The 22,150-nt window shown below is 48.2% G+C and carries 19 protein-coding genes; 18 read left to right on the top strand and 1 reads right to left on the bottom strand.

Going from position 1 to position 22,150, the window contains the following annotated elements:
• The first annotated feature begins 143 nt into the window (after nucleotides 1–143).
• The 13 genes from DHAF_RS22840 to DHAF_RS22780 all read left to right on the top strand — a co-directional run bounded on the left by DHAF_RS22840 (nucleotide 144) and on the right by DHAF_RS22780 (nucleotide 16,525).
• Nucleotides 144–1,367 carry a PucR family transcriptional regulator gene (locus tag DHAF_RS22840; RefSeq protein WP_005815831.1) on the top strand — a complete coding sequence of 408 codons (1,224 nt, stop codon included), beginning with the start codon at nucleotides 144–146 and terminating at the stop codon, nucleotides 1,365–1,367.
• A gap of 2 nt (nucleotides 1,368–1,369) precedes the next feature.
• On the top strand, nucleotides 1,370–3,403 hold the full coding sequence (locus DHAF_RS22835; protein ID WP_015945312.1) for a molybdopterin-containing oxidoreductase family protein: 2,034 nt from the start codon (nucleotides 1,370–1,372) through the stop codon (nucleotides 3,401–3,403).
• Nucleotides 3,400–3,948 (top strand): 4Fe-4S dicluster domain-containing protein, encoded by a 549-nt coding sequence (locus tag DHAF_RS22830; protein WP_005815828.1) that lies wholly within the window; start codon nucleotides 3,400–3,402, stop codon nucleotides 3,946–3,948. The genes DHAF_RS22835 and DHAF_RS22830 overlap by 4 nt, the downstream gene beginning before the upstream one ends.
• Before the next feature lie 206 nt (nucleotides 3,949–4,154).
• Nucleotides 4,155–4,856 carry a TorD/DmsD family molecular chaperone gene (locus DHAF_RS22825; protein WP_005815827.1) on the top strand — a complete coding sequence of 234 codons (702 nt, stop codon included), beginning with the start codon at nucleotides 4,155–4,157 and terminating at the stop codon, nucleotides 4,854–4,856.
• 16 nt (nucleotides 4,857–4,872) lie between these two features.
• A complete protein-coding gene (locus DHAF_RS22820) occupies nucleotides 4,873–7,458 on the top strand; it encodes a molybdopterin-dependent oxidoreductase (RefSeq protein WP_011461091.1) in 2,586 nt (861 codons plus the stop codon).
• Nucleotides 7,459–7,474: 16 nt separating this feature from the next.
• A complete protein-coding gene (locus DHAF_RS22815) occupies nucleotides 7,475–8,014 on the top strand; it encodes a DMSO/selenate family reductase complex B subunit (protein WP_005815824.1) in 540 nt (179 codons plus the stop codon).
• A 21-nt stretch (nucleotides 8,015–8,035) separates the two neighbouring features.
• Nucleotides 8,036–8,905 carry a dimethyl sulfoxide reductase anchor subunit family protein gene (locus DHAF_RS22810; protein ID WP_005815823.1) on the top strand — a complete coding sequence of 290 codons (870 nt, stop codon included), beginning with the start codon at nucleotides 8,036–8,038 and terminating at the stop codon, nucleotides 8,903–8,905.
• A 251-nt stretch (nucleotides 8,906–9,156) separates the two neighbouring features.
• Nucleotides 9,157–9,702, top strand: a complete 546-nt coding sequence (locus DHAF_RS22805) for an NADH peroxidase (protein WP_015945311.1) — start codon at nucleotides 9,157–9,159, stop codon at nucleotides 9,700–9,702.
• A 269-nt stretch (nucleotides 9,703–9,971) separates the two neighbouring features.
• Nucleotides 9,972–11,288, top strand: coding sequence for an NAD(P)-dependent oxidoreductase (locus tag DHAF_RS22800; protein WP_015945310.1), 1,317 nt, complete (start codon nucleotides 9,972–9,974; stop codon nucleotides 11,286–11,288).
• 237 nt (nucleotides 11,289–11,525) lie between these two features.
• Nucleotides 11,526–14,027, top strand: a complete 2,502-nt coding sequence (locus tag DHAF_RS22795; protein ID WP_015945309.1) for an HD domain-containing phosphohydrolase — start codon at nucleotides 11,526–11,528, stop codon at nucleotides 14,025–14,027.
• Nucleotides 14,028–14,417: 390 nt separating this feature from the next.
• Nucleotides 14,418–15,653 (top strand): LL-diaminopimelate aminotransferase, encoded by a 1,236-nt coding sequence (locus DHAF_RS22790; protein ID WP_015945308.1) that lies wholly within the window; start codon nucleotides 14,418–14,420, stop codon nucleotides 15,651–15,653.
• Nucleotides 15,654–15,861: 208 nt separating this feature from the next.
• Nucleotides 15,862–16,221, top strand: coding sequence for a type II toxin-antitoxin system RelE/ParE family toxin (locus tag DHAF_RS22785; protein WP_011461083.1), 360 nt, complete (start codon nucleotides 15,862–15,864; stop codon nucleotides 16,219–16,221).
• Between the two features lie 7 nt (nucleotides 16,222–16,228).
• Nucleotides 16,229–16,525, top strand: coding sequence for a helix-turn-helix domain-containing protein (locus DHAF_RS22780; protein ID WP_005815811.1), 297 nt, complete (start codon nucleotides 16,229–16,231; stop codon nucleotides 16,523–16,525).
• A gap of 136 nt (nucleotides 16,526–16,661) precedes the next feature.
• On the opposite strand, the gene DHAF_RS22775 is transcribed toward DHAF_RS22780, so the two are convergent.
• Nucleotides 16,662–17,669: a helix-turn-helix transcriptional regulator gene (locus DHAF_RS22775; protein ID WP_015945307.1), complete on the bottom strand. Its 1,008-nt coding sequence runs from the start codon at nucleotides 17,667–17,669 to the stop codon at nucleotides 16,662–16,664.
• 382 nt (nucleotides 17,670–18,051) lie between these two features.
• On the opposite strand from DHAF_RS22775, the gene modA reads away from it, so the two are divergent.
• The 5 genes from modA (at nucleotide 18,052) to DHAF_RS22750 (ending at nucleotide 22,145) form a co-directional block, all read left to right on the top strand.
• Nucleotides 18,052–18,891 (top strand): molybdate ABC transporter substrate-binding protein, encoded by an 840-nt coding sequence (gene modA / locus DHAF_RS22770; RefSeq protein ID WP_015945306.1) that lies wholly within the window; start codon nucleotides 18,052–18,054, stop codon nucleotides 18,889–18,891.
• Nucleotides 18,892–19,050: 159 nt separating this feature from the next.
• Entirely contained in the window at nucleotides 19,051–19,743 is a 693-nt protein-coding gene (gene modB, locus DHAF_RS22765; protein WP_005815806.1) for a molybdate ABC transporter permease subunit, read from the top strand.
• The gene (locus DHAF_RS22760; RefSeq protein ID WP_005815804.1) at nucleotides 19,743–20,411 is read left to right on the top strand and encodes an ATP-binding cassette domain-containing protein; all 669 of its coding nucleotides are present in this window, start codon (nucleotides 19,743–19,745) and stop codon (nucleotides 20,409–20,411) included. Before modB ends, DHAF_RS22760 begins: the two co-directional genes overlap by 1 nt.
• A 170-nt stretch (nucleotides 20,412–20,581) precedes the next feature.
• Nucleotides 20,582–21,349, top strand: coding sequence for an ABC transporter ATP-binding protein (locus DHAF_RS22755; protein WP_015945305.1), 768 nt, complete (start codon nucleotides 20,582–20,584; stop codon nucleotides 21,347–21,349).
• A complete protein-coding gene (locus tag DHAF_RS22750; protein ID WP_005815800.1) occupies nucleotides 21,342–22,145 on the top strand; it encodes an ABC transporter permease in 804 nt (267 codons plus the stop codon). Before DHAF_RS22755 ends, DHAF_RS22750 begins: the two co-directional genes overlap by 8 nt.
• Nucleotides 22,146–22,150 lie beyond the last annotated feature (5 nt).

The raw sequence follows: 22,150 nt of genomic DNA, 5'->3' as shown, positions 1-22,150 counted from the left end.
AACTATCTGAGCGTAGTGACCGTCCCTCCTTTTTGCAGTGGTCAAGAGGGAGCTCAGTTTTTACAGTGGAAAATCAAAACTTTAGAATAATTCTAAAATAGTGTATAATAATCTTAAAAGAGAGCTCAGGGAGGAGGAAGGTTATGATGGTCGAAGAATCCTTGCAACTGCAAAACGAACTATTGAATAAGCTGGTTCAAGGTGGTGGTCTTAAAGAGCTTGTCGACAGCGCTGCTCACTTTGTTCAGAGAGAAGTTGTGATCGCCAACACCTCAAACCGGGTTTTGGAATCCACCTTCAGCGAAGGATTCAGTCAAGGAGAATTCTTCGCAGTCTTGCCTCTCCAGCCACCCGTTCCTGGTCGGGTTCAACTCCAGGCCGGGGAGAAAAAGGCAGAGGCTCTGGTTGTTGAGCTTAGTCATGACGCCAAACGCTTGGGCTTTCTGTTTATATGCGATCCGGGAGCCGATGAAGACAACCGGCTCAAAGTGCTGATTCATCAGGCTCGCAATGTCTTTGTTCTGGAACTGCAAAAAAAGGCGGAGCTTTTGGAGAACAGCCGCAACTATCAGGATGCTTTTCTGTTTGATTTGCTCTATGGCAATATAGAAGATAATGCGGATATTATCGCCAGAGGGAAGCTATGGGGCTGGGATTTGAGTCTGCCCCATGTGGTCACAGCTTTTGAGCTGGAGGATTACGAGTCCTATTCTCAGGATCATTATCTTGTCACCACCTTGCATGACATTATTCAATCCGTAGCCCAGTCCCTGGATAAAACGGTGATTCTTATGGAGAAAAACGAAGAAGTCGTCTTAGCCCTGCCTGTTGAAGCCAGAAAGCGCCGTGATTTTAAGGCGTATTTAAATATGATTATCAATCAAGTGCTGGCTCAGGCAGAAGAACGCCTGGCACCCCGGGTGATTCGGGTGGGAGTGGGCAGGAGATATGAGCAGCCTTCGGAACTGTTTCGCAGCTATCAGGAGGCCAAGGTAGCCGTTAAGCTTAGTGCCCTCCTTAAAGATAAAGGTCCCATCGTTTATTTTCGGGAACTGGGAGTAGAAAGAATTCTTTACAGCCATGATAAACAGGAACTGCTGGAGTTCTATCGCGAGATTTTAGCTGAACTGGAAGCTCAGGATAAACAAAAGAATGAACTGATCGAAACCCTGGAGAACTATCTCGTCTATCATTGTGATTTGAAGGCTACGGCCGACGCTCTTTTCCTTCACCCTAATTCCCTGCGCTATCGGCTCAAACGGATCGAGGAGATTTTGGATCTGGATCTGGAGGACTTTGATACCAGGGTATCCCTGGTCATCGCCTTTAAGATCAAACATTTAATCCATTCTAAGGAGAGGTTATAAACATGGATAAGCAAATTTTCCATAATGTCTGCCCTCGTAATTGTTATGGAACTTGCGGGATTCTCTCCACTGTGGAAAACGGGAAGCTCCTTAAGGTTGAGGGGAATCCTAAGCATAGTTATACCCGCGGCCGGCTCTGTGCCAAAGGCTATGCCTACACGGAATATGTCTACAGCCCGCGGCGCCTCAAGTATCCTTTGCGCCAATTCCCCAGAGGTTCAGGAAATTGGCAGCGCCTAAGCTGGGATGAGGCCTTGGAGATCATAGCCTCGAAAATGATCGAGCTTCACGACCGTTACGGTTCGAATCTGGCCTGCGGCTATAATAAATTCTCCGGCAACCTGGGAATTCTCCATTACGCCACAGAAGGAATGTTCAGGGGCTTGGGGTCTTACACCAAGGTCCATGGCGATTTATGCTTGTCGGCCGAAGGGGATGCACTGAACTATAATCGGGGCCGGGGGGAGCTGCTGCGGGATCCCGAGGATATGGCCAAAGCCAGGGGCATTGTGCTGTGGGGGGTTAATCCTGCCCGCACCGCTGTCCATCAGTGGAGTTTTATCAACCGGGCCAGAGATAAAGGGGCTAAGCTGTTGGTCGTCGACACCCTGTTTACTCCTACGGCTGCTCAAGGGGACAGTTACCTGCAGATTCGGCCGGGTACCGACGGGCTGCTGGCCATGGCTGCTCTTAAATATTTATGGCAAATGGATCGCCTGGATATGGATTATATTCAGGAGCATGTTCATGGCTGGGAGGCTTTTGCAAGCTATCTGCAGGAGGAGGTCTCCCTTGAAGAAGCCAGTGCCATCACCGGAGTGCCTCTTGAGGGAATCAAAGAACTGGCTGAAATGTATCTGGAATCCCCCTGCGCTACCTGGGTAGGATTCGGTCTGCAGCGTTATTCCAATGGGGGCCAGAGCGTGCGGGGCATCGATGCCTTGGTTACTTTAACCAAGAATCAGAACCAACCAGGAGGGGGATTATACTATTTTAATTTCCTCGATATCTTTCCCCTTCATATTAAAAACTTTCCCCGCCCCACTGAGCAGGAAAAGGCCTCTGTGCGAAGCCTCAATATTATCCATTTTGCTCAAGAGGCGTTGGCTTTGGAAAATCCCCCCTTAAAGCTCCTCTGGCTGGCAGGCCATAATCCTTTCAGCCAGGGCCAGAACTTCCAATACTGGCAAAAGCTTGTCAACCAATTGGAACTCATGGTGGTGGTGGATTTGTTCATGAATGAAACCACGGCCCAGGCCGACATCGTTTTGCCGGCGGCCAGCCCTTTTGAAGAGTATGATTTGCATGCCGGCTACTGGCACCAATGGATCGCCATCAATCAAAAAGCTATCCCGCCTTTCTATGAAGCCCGCAGTGACCTGGAGATTGCCCGCAGTCTGACCCAAGTCCTGAACAAGCTCCGGCCCGGCTTTTCCAGCTTTCCCTGGCGATTAAGCGCTTTGGACTGGATTGAAGGAGAACTCACCCCGGAGATCAGGGAACGATTGGAGATCGACACTTGGCAGGAGCTCCTTCATGGTCCCCGCAAATACAAGCTGAACGGGAGCCGGGGCGGCCAAAGCTATCCCACGGAGACCGGGAAATTCCAGCTGATGTCCAGAGATGCTAAAGAGAGCCAACTCCCCGCCTTGGTGCGTTTTCAGGAACAAAGAATTGAGCCTCCCTATCCATTGCGTTTGCTCACCCCCCAAAGCCTGTTAAGGCTTCACTCCCAATACCGGGAGTTAAGCTGGCTGAACCTTGAAGAAAAGACGGACACCGTGGAGATTAACCCTCAGGACGCAGAGCAGCGGGGGCTCAAAGCCAAGGATCATGTCACAGTATTCAATGATCGGGGCTCCTGTTCCCGCAGGGTGGAGATCAATGCTTACCTACCCCAGGGAGTTGTGGTCATGGCTCAAGGGGAAACCACCAACCAATTGCTGACCGGACAAAATACCGATATGGGGATTCATACGACGGGAGCCCGCGGGGCAGCCTTTTATGATTCCTGGGTAGAGGTGAAAAAGAAATGACAAAGCTCAACACCAAAGGGTTTCTTTTCAATGTGGATCGCTGTATTGGCTGCCATGCCTGTGTTCTCGCCTGCAAAAATGAAAACAAGACAGCGGCGGGAGTATCCTGGCGCCGCGTCACCAACACCGGCGAAGGGCACTACCTCTCCATTTCCTGCAATCACTGCTCAAGTCCGGAGTGTTTTCGGGTCTGTCCGGAGCATGCCTATATAAAAAGAAGGGATGGCATCGTGCTGATCGATTCCAATCGCTGTGCAGGCTGCCAAACCTGTGTGGGAGCCTGCCCTTATGGGGCGCCCCAGTTCGACCCCGTCGCCGACAGAACCAGCAAATGCGATTACTGTATTGACCGGCAAAAGGCCGGCCTGCTTCCAGCCTGTGTAACCGCTTGCCCTACCGGGGCCCTGCAGGTCCATGAGTTCGATAAATACAGTGAGAAGGATACAGTGCCGACCGTAGAAGGATTTCCGGATATCCGCCTCACCAAACCCTCCATCCGCTTTTATCCTCCTAAAGAAAAAAAGCGGTACTGGCTTAAAAATTAAGCCATGGAATCTTCAAGGCTGTAGTCAAAAGAAAGGATACATTTCTTCTGACTACAGCTTTTCTGTATTTCCAATAAATAAGGAGTGATTTATATTTTGTATTAATTCTAAATATTCAAAGAAAATACAAAAAAATATGTCGTAATTTTTGTAACTTCGTACAAATCCTTTTCTGGGATAATGAGATTACAAAGGGGGGTGAAAAAATGAACAAAGACAATATTTCACAGATTGAACCCTTACTTGAAACCCGAGCCTTTATTTATGATGTATTACGAAGAGCTTTTCTCCAGGAACCTACTCTTGAATTTCTCACCTTTTTAAATGATGGAAGTTTACTTGAGAATTTTCCTTTTCAGGAGGAGCAGCAAGATATCAGAGAAGGGGTAGAGCAAATTCTTGCTTTGATTCATGAGAAGGATTTAACAAAAGCGGAAGTTTTTGACTCCCTGCATTGGGATTATACCCGCATGTTCATCGGGCCTGACCGGCTCCCTGCCCCACTATGGGAATCAGCCTATCTGAGCAAAGAACGGCTTCTTTTCCAGGAACAGACTCTCAAAGTCCGGCAGGCCTATCTCAAGTATCAATTCCTGCCCAGAAATTTTATGCAGGAAGCCGATGATCATCTGGGGCTGGAGCTGGACTTTATGTATCAGCTCACCTTGCAGGCCCGGCAAGCCATGAATGAAGGGAATATAGAGAAACTGCAGCAGATCTTTACCGATCAAAAAGATTTTTTGGAAAACCATTTACTGCAGTGGGTTCCCGAATTGGCCCTTAAGATCAGGGAAAATGCTCAATCCAGTTTTTATCCTGGCATCGCTAAGATTCTTAAAGGATTCCTGACTTTGGATCTAGAGGCTCTTGAAGAGCTTATGGATAGTACTCAGTGTTGTGTGAAATAATTTGGAGGTGAATAAGGTGGCTAATCTCATTGATAAAGCAAAGAACTATACAATGAACAGAAGACGTTTTCTGGGATGGACAGCAACCGTGACAGCCGGAGCGGCAGCAGCGGTGACCCTTCCCGGGTGCGGATTGACTGCTGTAGATTCCACCACAGCTTCAGCGGATCTGGCTGGAAAAGAAGGGGAATGGGTACCGGTAGCATGTTGGCATAACTGTGGAGGCCGTTGCTCCAACAAAGCCTATGTGGTGGATGGTGTTGTGGTTCGTCAAAAAACCGATGACACTCACCAGGATACTCCCGACTATCCTCAGCAAAGAGGTTGTAACCGGGGGCGTTCCCAAAGAATGCAAGTATTCGGCGTGGATCGCCTTAAGTACCCCATGAAGCGGAAGAATTGGGAGCCTGGCGGCGGTAAAAAAGAACTTCGCGGCCGTGATGAATGGGTCCGCATTTCCTGGGATGAAGCTTATGAAATCGTCGCCAGTGAAATCAACCGCATTAAAGATCAGTACGGCAACCGGGGCATCTTTGCTTCCAATGCCGGTGATTTCGGCCGGCTCCTTTCTTTAGCCGGCGGGTATATCGGTTCCTGGGGAACCAGCTCCTGGGGTTCCTGGCGTTGGGGTCCTGAAAAATTCGGTATGGCCGAAGGATTCATGGAGCAAAGCATCAACGACCGGATGGACCTGCGCAACTCTGAGCTGATCGTCATCGTCGGCGGCAACTCCTCCTGGAGTGCCGGTGGCAATCCCACCTATCACTATCTCCAGGCCAAAAAAGCCGGAGCGGAATTTGTTTTCATCGACCCTATCTACTCCGACACCGTGGAATTGCTGGATGCTGAGTGGATTCCGATTATGCCCAGCACAGACCATGCTATGTTCCTGGGAATGGCCTATACTCTGCTCAAAGAGGATAACCCCACCACCAATCCCTTGGTTGACTGGGATTTCTTAAACAAGTACACGGTTGGTTTTGACAGCGATCATATGCCGGAGGGTGCGGATCCCAAAGAGAACTTTAAGGATTATGTCCTCGGCACCTATGACAACACCCCGAAAACCCCGGAATGGGCAGCGGAACTTTGCGGAGTATCTGCTGACAGAATCCGCGACTTAGCCTTAAAGATTGCCAAAAAAGATCGCGTAGCCCTCTTAACGGCTTGGGGACCGGCTCGTACCCATAATTCCGACTCCTGGCCGCAAATGTTCATGACTTTCGGCGCTATGACCGGCAACATGGGCAGATCCGGCGCTATGACCGGAGTAAGCTGCCACTTTGCCACAGCCAATGGCGGACCCAGCCTTATTCCCCCCGGAGCCACCGGACTTCCTCCTGTGGCCAACCCCATTAAAGAAACCATCAACGATAATGAAATGTGGCTGGCCATCCTTGATGGGCATTATGTGGCAGGAAAAGGCGATGTCCGGGATGTCAATATCCAAATGATCTACCATGGCCCGGAAGCTCATCTCCAGACCCGTTCCGGACAAACCAAGGGAATTGAAGCTCACCGCCATGTGGAATTTGTTCTTTCCACCAGCCATTTCTTAACCACTAACAGCAAGTTTGCCGACGTAGTGCTCCCGGTGACCACAGAATGGGAAAAGGTCGGCGGCTTCGGCGGCTCCGTCAACAGGGAGACTCTCATTTTCTGGCGTAAAGTAACCGATCCCCTCTATGAAGCGAAAAGCGATATTCGTATCGCTTACGAATTAGCGGAGAAAATGGGCTTGGATGCCAAAAAGGTTCTGCCCATCGACGAAAAACAAATGTTCTACAACCAAATCGCCGGAGCTAAGGTGGTCGGTGCCGACGGCAAGACCATGGAGACTTTGGTGACCTTGACCGAAGCTGATATCAAAGAGCTCGGTGCAACCGGAACTCCCCAACAGGGCCGCATCTCCTACCAGGAGCTGAAGACCAAAGGGGTTTACCAGATCGAGCGCAAGCCCGGAGATAATTTTGGTTTCATCGCTTATAAAGACTTTGTCAAAGACCCTGTGGCCAATCCCCTTAAAACGGCCAGCGGTAAACTGGAAATTCATTGTCAGGCTTTGGTTGACTTCGTCAACGGCAAAGGGTTCACTGAAATCCGCCCCATTCCCACCTACAATCCGGCACTGGAAGGCTATGAAGCAACCTATAAAGACTTCAAGAACAAAGTCAAAGGGGATTATCCTCTGCAGGTGATCAATCCTCACTACCTGAGACGTTCCCACAGTATCTTCGATAATGTATCCTGGCTGAGAGAAGCATGGCCCAACCCTGTCTTCCTGGCCACTAAGGATGCGGTCGAACGGGGCATCAAAGAAGGGGACACCGTCCTTATCTTCAGCAGCCATGGTAAAACCTTGCGTCCTGCCCATATCGTCGAATGGATTGCCCCGGGAGTCGTCGGTCTGCCCCATGGAGCATGGGTGGAAATCGATGAAAAGACTCAAGTGGATAAAGCAGGATCGGATAATATCCTCACCGGACCTCTTCCCACCGGACAAGGAATCGGTGCTTGGAACTCCACCATTTGCCAAGTGGAAAAATGGAACGGAGAACCTTTGCAAGAAGACGTAAAATGGCCCCATCGGATCGTTTTATAGAAAGGAGTGAGTGATCTTGGCACAAAAAGGATTTTACTACGACCAAACTACCTGTATCGGCTGCAAAGCTTGCCAAGTGGCCTGTAAAGATAAAAACGACTCAGCCGTCGGCGTTCGTTATCGCCGGGTCTATGATGTCGAGACCGGAAAATTCCCTAATCCTCGTCGTCTCCATTTCTCCATCAGCTGCAACCATTGTGAGGAACCCAAATGTGTAGCGAACTGCCCCACAGGTGCCTTGGAAAAGCGCAAAGAGGATGGCATTGTCATTCATCACTACGATAAATGCATCGGCTGCCGTCTTTGCACCTGGTCCTGTCCTTACGGCGCTCCCCAATACAGGGAGGAAGAAGGAAAGGTCGGTAAATGCGATATGTGTGCTGACCTGTTGGCTAAAGGAGAAAACCCCGCTTGTGTGGATGCTTGTGTCATGAGATGTCTCGACTATGGAGACATTGATGAGCTCCGCCAGAAACACGGCCAAAATGCCGATGCTCCCGCATTGCCGAGCTCCAAGACGACCAAACCCAACATCGTGATTAACGTAAAGTCTTAGGAATTGAATGGAGGTAATGCTATGATATTCGCAGAAGAATGGCCATTGATGACCTTTACTTTATTAAGTCAGTTGGCTATTGGTATGTTCATCGTGCTGATGCTGGTCAAGGCCGGCGTAGGCAACCAAGATTCCCAGGCCTCCAAAGCAATCCGCAGCGGATTTACTGCTGTAGGTCCCCTTACAGCGTTGGCTTTAGTTTTTTCATTGTTCCATCTCGGCGATCCCTTGGGAGCACCCCGCTCCATCTTGAATCTGGGGTCCTCCTGGTTAAGCCGGGAAATCATGACCGCCGGCGGATTCTTCGCCCTTTGGTTAGTGTTCTGGTGGTTATCACGCAAAGGCAAAGAAAGCAACGCCTTAGGCTGGGTTACTGTTCTGATGGGGTTAGCTGCCGTCTTCAGCATGGCCAGTATTTACAGCTCTTCCATCCGGCCTGCCTGGGATAATGTGAACACCTATATCGCCTTCTATGGTGCAACCTTAGCCATGGGCGTCTTAGGTGCAGCCGCTGCCACTGCCTTTGGGCTTAAAGGACAAACCTCGGCAGGACTTATTAAAACCTTGAGAAATATGGCCTACCTGGGAGCGGCTTCCGTCCTCCTGCCCCTGGCTTATCTTCCCGTCTTCACCTCCGGCTTAAATGGGGGTGGAACTGCGGCAGAAGCTTCTGCCCAAATTCTGACCGACAGCATGGGTGTGTTGGCCGGCAGAGGAGTTCTCTCCATAGCGGGCGTAATCCTGCTGGTAGCGGCTCTTAACAAAGGAGCAAAAGGAAAAACCCTTTCCACAGGCACCGTTTATCTCGCTTTGGCCCTGGTTATCGCAGGTGAATTCATCGGACGATATCTCTTCTACGCCATGGGAGTTACGCCGATGATTGGAACCTAAGTCTCACTGGACGAGACAGCTTTCCATGATAAGTTTCTTTTAAGATAAGATGGAGTTATGAGTCCCAAGACTTATAGCTCCATCTTTTTGCGGTTTTTAGCCGCGATTCCAAATTTCGGACAGGCAGAAAGAAAAGAAATGCTAAAGACTATTGACATTTAGAATAATTATAATATAATAATATATGTAATGAGCGGCAACAACATAGCTCACCATTTAATCAATGTAAGATAAAAGGAGAGAATTGAAAGATGAAAAAATTTGTTTGTGCAGTTTGTGGTTATATTTATGAAGGCATGGAAGCTCCCGAGCAATGTCCACAATGTAAAGTAGGTAAAGAGAAGTTCATTGAAAAAAGCGAAGAAAACCTTCAATGGGCCGATGAGCATAGAATTGGGGTTGCCGAAGGTGTGGATCCGGAAGTGATCGAAGACCTGAGAGCCAATTTTATGGGCGAATGCACTGAAGTGGGAATGTACCTGGCCATGAGCCGTCAAGCCGATCGTGAAGGGTATCCTGAAGTGGCTGAAGCTTATAAACGGATCGCTTTCGAAGAAGCGGAACACGCTGCAAAATTCGCCGAACTTTTAGGCGAAGTGGTCGTGGCCGATACCAAGAAAAATCTCGAAATGAGAGTGGAAGCGGAATACGGTGCTACTCAAGGCAAAAAAGACCTGGCAACCTTGGCCAAGAAGCTCAATCTGGATGCCATTCATGATACCGTTCATGAAATGTGCAAAGATGAAGCTCGTCATGGCAAAGCTTTCTTGGGACTGCTTAACCGTTACTTCAAATAAGATTAGACAAGTAATATTAGTCGAATAATATTAGCCAAGCGGGCATAGGGAACATCCTTTTGGGGACAGTTCCCTATTTTTTTATCTATATCAGGCATGGGTGTTTTTTTAAGAATGGATAGAATTACCGGGAATTTCAGCCTGCTCGTTAAAATCTTTACACCCTTCACTAAAAAAATCTATGGTATAATCAACTATATTTTTTTGTTTCAATCTGTAAAACTCAACAGAGAGAAAACCTAAAACCTTAAGTATGAGGGGAGATAAAAGTGAGTAAGATGATGAAATTTGAATCCGGATTCAGTCAGGAAGAAGCTCTTGCCGAAGCCTCACGTTGTCTCCAATGCAAAAAACCCTTATGCCGTCAAGGTTGCCCGGTGAACAATGCCATACCCCAGTTCATCCGGGCCTTAAAAGAGGGAGAGTATGCTCAAGGTTTGGAAGCTATCTATCGCCACAGCTATTTACCGGCCGTTTGCGGCAGGGTATGTCCTCAGGAAAAACAGTGTGAGGCAAGCTGCATTTTAGCCCGCAAGGGTAAAGCAATTCGCATTGGTAAGCTGGAGCAGTTTATTGCTGACAACGCCACCGAGGTAGGGTTTCCTAAAGTGGCTGCCACCATGGGGGCCATTGCCGTCATTGGCTCCGGACCGGCAGGTTTAGCGGCGGCAGTCCAACTGGCCCAGCTTGGCTATGCCGTTACCATCTTCGAAGGAGAGGCAGAACCCGGGGGAGTGCTGCTCCACGGCATACCGGAGTATCGCTTGCCTAAGGATGTTGTACGCCGTGATATAAAAAAGATTGAAAACCTGGGTGTGGAATTCAGGCTCAATACTTTAGTCGGTGTGGATCTCTTCCTGGACGATCTGTTGACCCAGGGGTATCAGGCGGTCTTTATCGGTACAGGTGCCGGGCTGCCGAAAACTCTGGAACTTCCCGGAGAGTATTTGGAAGGGGTCATATCGGCCCTTTATGTCCTGCAGACCATCAATCTCTATAATTCAGGCCAATTGCCTGAGCAGGAGCTTCCGGTGGAAAAAGGAGAACATGTGGTGGTGATCGGTGCCGGCAATGTGGCCATGGATGCTGCCCGCACTGCCAGCCGTTTAGGAGCGGAGGTAACCGTCCTGGCGCGCAGAGGCTTGAATGACATGGCCGCCCGGGATATTGAGCGGGACGAGGCCATAGCCGATGGTGTTAAGATCCGCACTTATGCGGCTCCTTTGGCCATATTGGGAGAGGAGAATGTAACGGGCATAAAATGCGTCAACACCATGGTGTCCCCAGCGGGTAAAGTTGTCATTAAGGAAGAGGAAAGCTTTGTTTTACCGGCGGATAAAGTCATTTTTGCCATTGGCCAAAGGCCCTACGCCCGGATCGTGACCACTTCCCAAGGTTTTGAGATTAATAAGCAGGGCTTACTGATTTGCAATGAACACGGCATGACCACCCGGGAGGGGGTCTTTGCGGCAGGTGATGTGGTTCATGGCCCGGCTACCGTGGTCAAGGCTATGGGGGAAGGCAGACGGATTGCCATAGAGATCCATGCCTACCTTTTAAGGAAGAAATTGCAAAGTGCCAAGTGAATCTCCCCGATCTGCACTGGGCTGGAGGATCTTGCTTGAGATTCATTTGAATCTCAAGCTTTTTTGGTTTTAAAATGCTAAGGGCATCATAATGTTTTCTAGGGGTTAAAGTTTCGTGAATTTTCTAACCACATAGGAAAAATGAGCAGGAATATGAATTTGCTTGAAGAAGTTTTAGCGTTGGGAATCAATAGAATCTGGCAACCAGAGGATCATTACCGTGATGGAGGAATGAGAATGCAACAGGATGTCCAGGATGTCAAGCTCATGGCTGTGCTCAACCTTCTTAATCAACTCAGCAATAAAAACTCTCTTGAAGAATACCTCAACGGAGTTATTGATTTTCTCTCAGGATGGACCGGATGTGAGAATATTGGTATTCGGGTGCTTAGAGAGGCCGGCCTTGCTCCCTATGTAGTGCATCGGGGGTTTGATAAAGATTTTATTGCTTCTGAAAGCTGCATCTCGGTGGAAGGGGATGAGTGCGTCTGTCTGCGGGTTTTAAAGCAGCAATTTAAAAGTGAGGATCAAGATCATGTCTCGGCAGCGGGCACCTACTATGCACCAAACTTCTATCGCTATGTCGAAGAGTTGAGAGAGGACCAGCTTTTAAATTTCCGCGGCCTCTGTGCCCATAAGCAATTCAAAAGCTTAGCCGTTATCCCCCTCCTTCATCAAGGGAAGGTCGTAGGGGCTATACATATTGCCGACATCAAGGACGGGGTGTTTTCTGAGGAAGATATCCACTTCATCGAGACCATACGACCTCTTGTTGCGGAAGCTATCTATCGGCACAACCTGGAAAAAGCCTTGGAAAGCACTGTTCTCCGGTATGAAGCTGAAGAAATGGTGATTCGCAAACTGAAGTTTGAAGAGAGATTGGCCAGTATCTCTGCCCGCTTTAATCAGCAAGAGGATTTTAAAGCAGCTGCGGAAGAGTCCCTCAAGGATATTTTAAAGTTATTTAAGGCCGAGGAAGTCTGCCTCTATCTCGGCGGGAATTTGAAAGAATACGTCAGCGTCCGTGAACATGGCCAGCAAGCTTGCGGATGTGTGATTCCTTCCGACACCTTTGCCGAGTTAAGAGGGCGCTGGCAACAGGGCGAAATCTTATGCCAGAAACCTGCTCTTCAGGATGAGTTCAAAGAGATCGAATATTTTGCCCAGGAAGTGTTCAGTAAAGATTCCATTTTAACCATTCCTCTTAATTTTAAAGGCTCCTTGCTCGGTGTGCTGATCATCGTCAACATATCTTCTGGCGGGCTGCCTTTTAAGGAAATCCTCAATCCCCTGAAGCTGGTTACAGAGACCTTTGCCAATGCAGTAGAGCAAGGCAGGATTCAATATCAATTGATGTGGTCGGAAAATCGCTACCGCACCATATTTAATCATTCAGGGAGCGCCTTTTTAATCGTAGACGAAAATTTAAAGATACTGCTCTCCAATCCTCAGGCCGAAAGGCTTTTGGATTTACCCAGCGCCAAAATTGACAATATAGCTTATCTTACGGATTTTCTGCCCGACACTGAAGTAGGGCGGCTGAAAGAATATAACCGGAGAAGACTCCAAAGGGATCCGCAGATACCCCGTCAGTATGAAATGAAGTATAAAGACAGCCGGGGCAATCTAAAAGATGTCATCGTTTCCGCGGAGGTCATCCCCCAGACTACGCAAACGGTTCTTTCCATTATCGATATTACCGAATGGAAGAAAACCGAAGCCGAGCTGCAATTCTTAAACCTGCATGATCGGTTGACAGGGCTCTATAACCGCGTCTACTTTGAGCAGGAGCTGCGCAGGTATGAGACAGACCCCGGCCAGGAAGTTGGCTTAATTATGGCCGATGTCAACGGCCTGAAGCTGATCAACACAACCTTCGGCAGCGAAGCGGGAGACCAGGTCTTAGTGACGACGGCAAGGCTGCTCAACGAGTGCTTCGAGGAACATCTTGTCGCCCGCATCGGGGGGGATGAATTCGCGGTGCTCATCGAAAAAGATAAGAATGTGGATCTGGAACAGGCCTGCCAGCTATTCCGCAGGAATGTAGAAAAATACAATAAGGATCATGACGGATACCCTTTGGATATCTCCCTGGGGTATGCCTGCTCCGGAGCCGGCGGCGTGAACATGAGCGAGCTGCTGAGAAAAGCCGATGATGCCATGGGCAGGGAAAAGCTGCACAGCAATAACAGTACGCGGAATTCCCAGGTTCAAATCCTTTCCAAAGCTTTGGAATGCCGGGACTTTATTACGGAAGGCCATGCGGAGCGGGTGCAGAACCTGATTATCAGCACAGGGCAATTGGCCGGCTTATCCGAACAGAGACTCTCCGATTTGAAGCTTTTCGCTCAGTTCCACGATATCGGCAAAGTAGGAATTCCCGATCAGATCCTGTTTAAGAAGGGGCGCCTGACTGCGGATGAGTGGGAGATCATGAAACAACATTGTGAAATCGGTTATCGCATCGCCCAATCTACCCCGGATATTTATCCTATCGCCGATTGGATTCTCAAGCATCATGAGAATTGGGACGGTTTGGGGTATCCTTTAGGCATAGCAGGAGAAGAGATTCCTATTGAGTGCCGGATTCTGGCCGTCGCCGATACCTTTGACGCCATGACCAATGATCGGCCCTATCGGAAAGCCCAATCCACTCAAGCCGCTATAGAAGAAATCCTGCGCTGTGCCGGGACCCAATTTGATCCCCATATTGTTGAGCTTTTTGTCAAGACAGTTTAGAGCTCAGGTTTATCGGTGGGTTAGCCAGCTGTTAAAACGGAATAAAAGCAGCCCCTGGAAACAAATCTGAACTTTTAAGGGTTCGCATATCTCCTGTGTACGGCCAACATCCCATCGACCAAGCAACGCCCTAACCTCACCATAAAAGTGGGACTAGGGCGTTTAGAATTCACTCAAGCGTTTTCCAGGGAAAAAATCCTCAGGGAAGAGTTGCAAAAAGACGGGAAATAATACTATAATTTATAACAATACATCGTAATTCATAATAATACATCAAAATCCATCAGGTGCTAAGTCACAGGAGTTTTCACGGTGTATAAGGCCGACCAACACGAAGCGGCGTTTTCGGGGGTTACTTCGGGGGTTACGATAAGAAAGGGGACTGGAACTATGGCTCAGATCAATGAGAATTACTTAAAGCTGCCGGGGAGTTATTTGTTTTCGGAAATAGCACGGAGAGTCAATGAATTTAAGGTTCAAAATCCTGATGCGGATATTATCCGCCTGGGAATCGGTGATGTGACGAGACCCCTTGCTCCCGTCGTTGTCGAAGCCATGAAGCAGGCTGTGGAGGAGATGGGCAGGGCGGAGACTTTCCGGGGATACGGCCCTGAGCAAGGGTATGATTTTTTGATTGAGAAGATCATTGCCAATGATTATGCCCCTCGGGGAGTTCAGCTGGGAATGGATGAAGTCTTTGTCAGTGACGGTGCCAAAAGCGATACAGCCAATTTCCAGGAGATCTTTGGCGTGGATAATATCATGGCTGTGACCGATCCGGTCTATCCCGTCTATGTCGACAGCAATGTCATGGCGGGAAGAACAGGGAACTATGATACAGAGAAAGGGCAGTATGGCAGAATTATCTATCTGCCCTGTACTGAAGAAGGGGACATGAAGCCTGAATTGCCCACGGCACCTGTGGATATGATCTACCTTTGCTTCCCCAACAATCCCACGGGAATGACCTTGACCAAAGAAGAACTGAAGGTATGGGTGGATTATGCGCGGGAAAATAAGGCCATCATTCTTTTTGACTCCGCCTATGAGGCCTTCATCCGGGAAGAAGGAGTGCCCCGCAGCATTTACGAAGTAGAAGGAGCGCGCGAAGTGGCTGTAGAATTCCGCAGCTTCTCCAAAACCGCAGGCTTTACCGGAACCCGCTGCGCTTATACTGTCGTTCCTAAGGATATTATGATCTATGACTCCACAGGCGAAGGACATAGCTTGAATAAACTTTGGCTGAGAAGACAGACCACCAAGTTCAACGGAGTCTCCTACCCTGTCCAAGCGGGAGCCGCAGCTGTCTATACTGAGGAAGGAAAAAAACAGATCCAGGCCACCATCGATTATTATATGGAAAATGCCCGTATCATCCGGGAAGGCCTCCAGGAAGCCGGCTTTAAAGTCTTTGGCGGCGTAAACGCCCCCTATATCTGGATGAAGACCCCCGGCACTATGGGATCCTGGGAGTTTTTTGATAAACTGATGACAGAAGCCCATGTGGTCGGCACCCCCGGTGCAGGTTTCGGAGCCAACGGTGAAGGATTCTTCCGCCTCACAGCCTTTGGAACCCGTGAGAATACCGAAAAAGCTATCGAGCGCATTAAAGCTCGGATGAAGTAAAGCCTATTCCGGTGCCGCGCAAGGTGCAAGGAAATGGAGCCTGTATAAGGTAGATATAGCAAAGCCTTCTCTTGCGCGGGGGAGGCTTACTTTAATTAAAAAATTTCACTTGTTAAAGAAAAGACAATCAAAAGCCACAATCCCTTGCAGCCATTGAAAAACTAGACCAAATAAGGTATATTCTATGGTGAGAGGTGAATAATATAAAATGTTTCAAATTGAATTTTATAATGATGCTCAAGGCAATTCACCAATTGAAGATTTTTTAGATAAACTGGATAAGAAAGCGGCAACCAGCAAGGCAAACCGAGTCCGGCTTAAAAAGATTTATGAGTATTTGGACATTCTGGAGAAACTAGGGCCAATCGGCGAGCCCTATACAAAACATTTGGACGGGAAGATATGGGAACTTAGACCATATAGTGATAGAATTTTATTTGCAGGCTTGATAGACGGCAAATTTATTCTTCTTCATCATTTTGTTAAGAAAACCAATAAAACACCAAGACGGGAAATCGAAAAGGCACTTACAAACTTAGAAGATTATATTCAAAGGGCAAAGGAGTGAAGAAATTATGGCAAAAACCTGGAATGATTACAAAAAAAATATAAAATCCTTAACAGCAGAAGAAAAAGCTGAAATTGATTTGAAAGTTAAAATCGTTAGCCAAATTGTAGAAGCCAGAAAAGAAAAAGGATTGAGTCAGACTGAACTGGAAGCAATCAGCGGAATTAAGCAAACTCATATAGCCCGGCTTGAAAATAACCGCAATGACCCTCAGCTAACAACCATTTTAAAGCTGCTGTACCCATTGGGAATGACACTGGATGTTGTCCCTATCGTCCCCTTCGACACAAACCAATCCCAATAAAACGTCCAAAGAGACTAGCCATTTAACGTTCCGCTTGCTTTTGTGGCTCATCTTCAGACCCTTTTCCAGCACAACAAAAAAGCCAGTCCTCTTCAAGCTAAGGGGGCTGGCTTTAACTATTAGGCCCGGAAGGAAGCTAAGCTTCCCCCATAACCTTACCCATATCGGCGATATCATACCCGCCAATTCCTGCGACTTCATTGCGGAAACTCTCGGAGTTCAAAATACTCAGCAGAGCCTGGAAATGAGGCTTCGCCAAATCCTCCTTGCGAAGCACCAGGTCGTAGCGTTCCTTGTGCAGAGGTATAAAATCCAAAGAGCTGACTTGCATGGCGGCCTTTTCAATACCCAGCCCCACATCGGCTTCACCCCGGGCTACCCGGCTGGCCACGGCCATATGTGACATCTCTTCATCCTCATAGCCCCGGACACCGGCATGGGAAATATGAGCAAGACGCAGCTGCTCGTCCAGAAGCACCCGCGCTCCCGAGCCCCGTTCACGGTTGACAAAACGAACATCGGCTCGTCCTAAGTCACTCCAGGTCAGAATCTTCTTAGGATTTCCTTTGGCCACATAGAAACCTTCCATGCGGTAGACCAGGTTGATAATAAGGGCCGGGTGTCCGGGCAGCAGTCTCCGGACATAGGGAGTGTTGTATTCGTTGGTGTCGCTATCCCATAAATGAGTGGTAACCACATTAGCCTGACCGCGATAGAGAGCGATCAAACCATCAATACTGCCGCTGTACTGACGAAGAAAACGGACTTGAGAAAATTGCTTTTCCAGATGCCGGGTCAAAATATCCAGGACGATATCCTGACCGCAGATGACCAGGCCTTGATCGAGAAGCGAAGAAGCTGGAAAGGCAGAATGCGGGTCAGGAGTGATTCTCTCTTCACTGCCTGTAAATCCTGACAGAGCATGGGCCGGCAAAGAAAGATTCGGTGTATTCCCGGCGGTGGGAGCGGAACAGACTCCCTTGGATTTACGGATGTAATTCTCCAAATCCGTGTTTTCGATACGAAATTTGCGACCGATGCGGTAAGCGCTGAGATCGCCCCGCTTGATCATTTCGTATACCGTAAATTTGGAGATTTTTAGAATGCTTGCAACTTCCTCAGGAGTATAAGTCACATTGGACAAGGAAATCTCTCCCCCCATATTTGCACTTTTAAACAATTGAGTAAAAGACTGGCGAGTGCTTGCATTAATATCTTGATAATGATTATACCATACTATATAATAGACCTGAAGTTCAGTTGTGTTTATTTATGTTGATTGATAAATAGTATTCGTTGAGGATGATTTATATTTTGATTCTGGTAGTAGTTTGATTATGTTGGATTTAATTGTTTGATTTAGGGTTTACTCCTTTAATTTGCAGTTTTTTTAACATTTTAATACTAGAACAAAAATTGAGGCCGAAATGAAAAATATTGAGGGCTTGGCTTTTTAATGCCGGAGCCGATCAATTTACATAAATAAACGAAGGGAAGAAAAAAGATGATTTTCAGGAGGTTTAAGGATGAAAAAGTGGATTAAAGCCCTATTGATTTCCGGTATGGTACTTTCTTTAGGCTTAACCGGATGCGCCAACAACGGCGGCAGCAGTCCTAACAGCGGAGATAGCGGTGATAAGGGAGCAGCTCCCCAAGAGCCTGCGAAACAGGTTGAGCTGATTGTTTCCGCAGCAGCCAGTTTAAAAAATTCCTTGGAGGAGATTCAGAAGGATTATGCTGCCAAAGAGCCTAATGTTAAACTGACCTTTAACATGGGTGCTTCAGGAACCCTGCAACAGCAAATCGAGAATGGAGCTCCGGCCGATCTGTTTATTTCAGCGGGAAAATCCCAGGTGGACGCTCTCTTGGAAAAGAACTTAATGGATAAAGACAGTGTTGTCGATCTGCTGGGCAATGATTTGGTTCTTGTCGTCGGCGCCAACGATACCAATGTTAACTCCATACAGGATCTGTCCAAGGAAAGTGTGAAGCAGATCGGTATCGGCACTCCGGAATCCGTCCCCGCCGGCAAATATGCCAAAGAGGCCTTCACCTCCCTTAAGCTTTGGGATACCCTGGAACCCAAATTTGTTCAGGCTAAAGATGTCACTCAGGTGTTGAACTATGTGGAGACCGGCAACGCTGAAGCGGGAGTCGTCTATAAATCTGACGCTCAAGGCTCAACAAAAGTCAAAGTAGTGAAAGCTTTCCCCGCCGACAGCCATAAAGCCATAACCTATCCGGCCGGAATTGTTTCGGCAACCAAGGAAAAGGAAGCGGCTAATGCCTTCTTAACCTATCTGAAAAGCTCAGACGCTCAGGACATCTTCGCCAAATTCGGTTTTAAAACCAACTTAAGCAAATAAAAACTGGAAATTACTTTAGATAAAAGACAAAATAAAGTACAAATACAGTGCATTTAAAGGTATAATCGGTCTTGGCATTGTTTTTCTTGCTGAGGCTGATTATACCTATGGTTTTTACTGACTTCCGATAAATTTGAGGGAAAATTTGAGGGAATAGAGATGAATTTTAATGTTTCACCCATTATCTTATCTGTAAAAGTTGCCGTGGCCGCAGTGGTGATTGTAGTCTGCTTTGCTATTCCCATTGCCACGCTGATGGCCAAGCGCCAGTTCACAGGAAAGGCCGTTGTGGAATCCATTCTGACCTTACCCCTGGTTCTGCCGCCCTCTGTGGTCGGATTTGTCTTGCTCTATACTTTTGGCAAGAATGGACCTGTCGGCAAGCTCCTGGGAGAGGTGTTTGGTGTGACGGTGGTCTTCACCATTTGGGGAGCGATTATCGCCGCGGCGGTGGTATCCTTCCCGATGATGTACCAGTCTGTCAAAGCAGCCATCGAGAGCGTGGATCCCCAACTCGAGAAAGCGGCCCGAACCCTGGGGGCCGGGGAGTTAAGGGTCTTCTTCACCGTCACCATTCCTTTAGCATGGAATGGCTGTGTGGCAGGTTTTGTATTGGCTTTCGCCCGTTCCCTCGGCGAATTTGGAGCAACCCTCATGCTGGCCGGCAATATTCCTGGCCGGACCTCCACCATGCCTTTGGCCATTTATTTTGCCAGTGAAGCCGGAGACACCCGTCAGGCCTGGATTCTCGTCTCGATTATGGTGTTGTTCAGCTTTCTGGTCATTTTCGGACTTAATCATTGGGGAAAAGGTAAGAGCAACCAGACCAAGCCTGACAGGAGGATAGCTTGATGATCAAGGTGAATTTCCAGAAAAAGCTGCCCTCCTTTACCTTGGCAGTGGATTTTGAGGTGGATAACCATATCCTGGCCATTGTCGGTCCCTCGGGAGCAGGGAAGACCACGGTCCTCCAGTGCTTGGCAGGGTTGCAGAACCCTACCCGGGGAGATATTTGGATCAATGGTAAAACCATCTTTTCTTCTGATCAGAAAATCAATATCCCGGTTCGCAAACGCCGGATTGGCTATGTCTTTCAGGATTACGCCCTGTTTCCTCATATGACCATCGAAAAAAATGTCCTCTATGGCAAGCCTAAGCCGGCAGAAGCGGCCGCAGCCTCCCATAAAGCCATGGGTGTGACGGAGCTTCTGGACATCCTTAAAATCGGTCACTTGCGGAAGCGTTATCCTTCGCAGATATCTGGAGGAGAAAAACAGCGGGTGGCTTTAGCCCGGGCGCTGATGACGGAGCCGGAACTCCTCCTCCTGGATGAATCCCTCTCGGCCCTGGATCCCGATACCCGGGCCCTTCTCCAGCAAGAACTTTTAAAAGTCCAGAAGCACTGGCAGATCCCTTTTATTATGGTCACCCATGATCCCCGGGAAGCGGAGATCCTCGGCAGCCAAATCATGAGGATCGATAAAGGTGTTCAGGAAATACTCAAGCCGACCAAGGCGTAAGTGAAAAAAGGATGAAAAAAGGGGACAGGTCCCGCTTTTCAGAACGAAAAGCGGGACCTGTCCCCTTTTTTCACTTTTTTATGTCTTAAACACTCACCCATCTTCGGGGGATTCAATACACTATTACAGATAGTGAAAGTGCTGAGTGCAAAAAGAAGGGGGGAGGGGCCTTGAGAAAGGTTGTGGAATTGCATAACCTTGGCATGAAATATCAATCCCTTAACGGAGAAATCACAGCCCTTGAAGAGATCAACCTTGATGTTTATGAAGGTGAGTTTGTCAGTATTGTCGGTCCCAGCGGCTGCGGCAAATCAACCCTTCTATCCATTATCTGCGGATTGATTTCCCCCACAGCAGGAAGAGTTCTTGTGGAGGGTGAGGTGGTCGCAGGAACATCGCCCAAGATTGGCTATATGCTGCAGAAGGACCATCTCTTTGAGTGGCGGACTATTTTACAGAACATCAAGCTGGGGCTGGAGATTCAAAAAGCCCTGACACCGGAGGCCAAAGCCTACACAGAGCACCTCCTGCAGACTTACGGGCTTTATGAATTTCGTAATAAATACCCCAATCAGCTCTCGGGAGGGATGAGGCAAAGAGCAGCCCTTATCCGCACCCTGGTCACCAATCCGCAAATCCTGCTTTTAGATGAAGCCTTCTCGGCTTTGGATTATCAGACCCGCCTGGCTGTTAACGAAGATATTTACACTATTATTAAGAAAGAGAACAAAACAGCCATTATGGTCACTCATGATATTGCCGAGAGCATCAGTATGGCGGATCGGGTGGTAGTGCTCAGCAAACGGCCGGGTACGGTCAAGAAAATCTATGAGATTCACATGAATTGCGGAAAGAGAACCCCTTTAAAATCCAGGGATATGCCGGAATTCCAGACCTACTTTCAAGAAATATGGAAGGAGCTGGATGTCCATGTCTAATAGTTCTCCGGAACATAGAGCCTATCTGAAAAAGGTAAGACAGGAAAAAGTCAAAGTCAGAGTGACTCAGGCTTTAATTCTGATCATCGCCCTGGGCTTATGGGAGATCTGTGCCCGGGCCGGCATTGTGGATCCCTTCATTACCAGTCAGCCCAGCCGTGTGCTGAAAACCATGATCAACCTTCATCAAGAAGGTGTATTGCTTCATCATATAGCCATTACCTGTATGGAAACCATCGTCGGCTTTATCCTGGGAACGGTCTTGGGAACGATGATCGCCATCGTCCTGTGGTGGTCTGAATTTATCTCCAAAGTCTCAGAACCTTATCTCGTTATTCTTAACAGTCTGCCCAAAATTGCCCTGGGTCCCATCTTCATTGTCTGGATCGGCGCCGGTCCGGCAGCCATTATCGTCATGACCCTGGCTATTTCCCTGATTGTCACTATTCTGGAAGTGCTCAACGGTTTTTTATCCATAGACCAAGAGAAAATCAAGCTGGTTCAGACCTTTGGCGGCACAAAGATTCAGGTGCTCACCAAAGTTCTTCTGCCGGCCTCCTTTCCCACCATCGTCAATGCTCTGAAAATAAATGTCGGACTCTCCTGGGTTGGGGTTATCGTCGGTGAATTCCTCGTCTCCAAAGCGGGGCTGGGCTATCTCATCGTTTATGGAGGTCAGGTGTTTAAGCTGGATTTGGTTATGACCAGCGTCTTCATCCTGGGCATAGCTGCGGCATTAATGTATCAGGGGGTGGTTTTGTTCGAAAAGATCCTGGTCAAGAATTCAGATTCATAAAGGGA

It is taken from the genome of Desulfitobacterium hafniense DCB-2, from assembly GCF_000021925.1.
Lineage (GTDB): Bacteria > Bacillota > Desulfitobacteriia > Desulfitobacteriales > Desulfitobacteriaceae > Desulfitobacterium > Desulfitobacterium hafniense.
Note: the sequence above shows the minus strand (reverse complement) of the source record. Positions and strands in the feature narration are given on the sequence as shown.

Coding starts and splice junctions, on each gene's coding strand:
- modA (WP_015945306.1), top strand. CDS start 18,052: ATGAAAAAGTGGATTAAAGCCCTATTGATTTCCGGTATGGTACTTTCT.
- DHAF_RS22780 (WP_005815811.1), top strand. CDS start 16,229: ATGGCAAAAACCTGGAATGATTACAAAAAAAATATAAAATCCTTAACA.
- DHAF_RS22835 (WP_015945312.1), top strand. CDS start 1,370: ATGGATAAGCAAATTTTCCATAATGTCTGCCCTCGTAATTGTTATGGA.
- DHAF_RS22805 (WP_015945311.1), top strand. CDS start 9,157: ATGAAAAAATTTGTTTGTGCAGTTTGTGGTTATATTTATGAAGGCATG.
- DHAF_RS22750 (WP_005815800.1), top strand. CDS start 21,342: ATGTCTAATAGTTCTCCGGAACATAGAGCCTATCTGAAAAAGGTAAGA.
- DHAF_RS22840 (WP_005815831.1), top strand. CDS start 144: ATGATGGTCGAAGAATCCTTGCAACTGCAAAACGAACTATTGAATAAG.
- DHAF_RS22785 (WP_011461083.1), top strand. CDS start 15,862: ATGTTTCAAATTGAATTTTATAATGATGCTCAAGGCAATTCACCAATT.
- DHAF_RS22790 (WP_015945308.1), top strand. CDS start 14,418: ATGGCTCAGATCAATGAGAATTACTTAAAGCTGCCGGGGAGTTATTTG.
- DHAF_RS22830 (WP_005815828.1), top strand. CDS start 3,400: ATGACAAAGCTCAACACCAAAGGGTTTCTTTTCAATGTGGATCGCTGT.
- DHAF_RS22825 (WP_005815827.1), top strand. CDS start 4,155: ATGAACAAAGACAATATTTCACAGATTGAACCCTTACTTGAAACCCGA.
- DHAF_RS22810 (WP_005815823.1), top strand. CDS start 8,036: ATGATATTCGCAGAAGAATGGCCATTGATGACCTTTACTTTATTAAGT.
- DHAF_RS22760 (WP_005815804.1), top strand. CDS start 19,743: ATGATCAAGGTGAATTTCCAGAAAAAGCTGCCCTCCTTTACCTTGGCA.
- DHAF_RS22795 (WP_015945309.1), top strand. CDS start 11,526: ATGCAACAGGATGTCCAGGATGTCAAGCTCATGGCTGTGCTCAACCTT.
- modB (WP_005815806.1), top strand. CDS start 19,051: ATGAATTTTAATGTTTCACCCATTATCTTATCTGTAAAAGTTGCCGTG.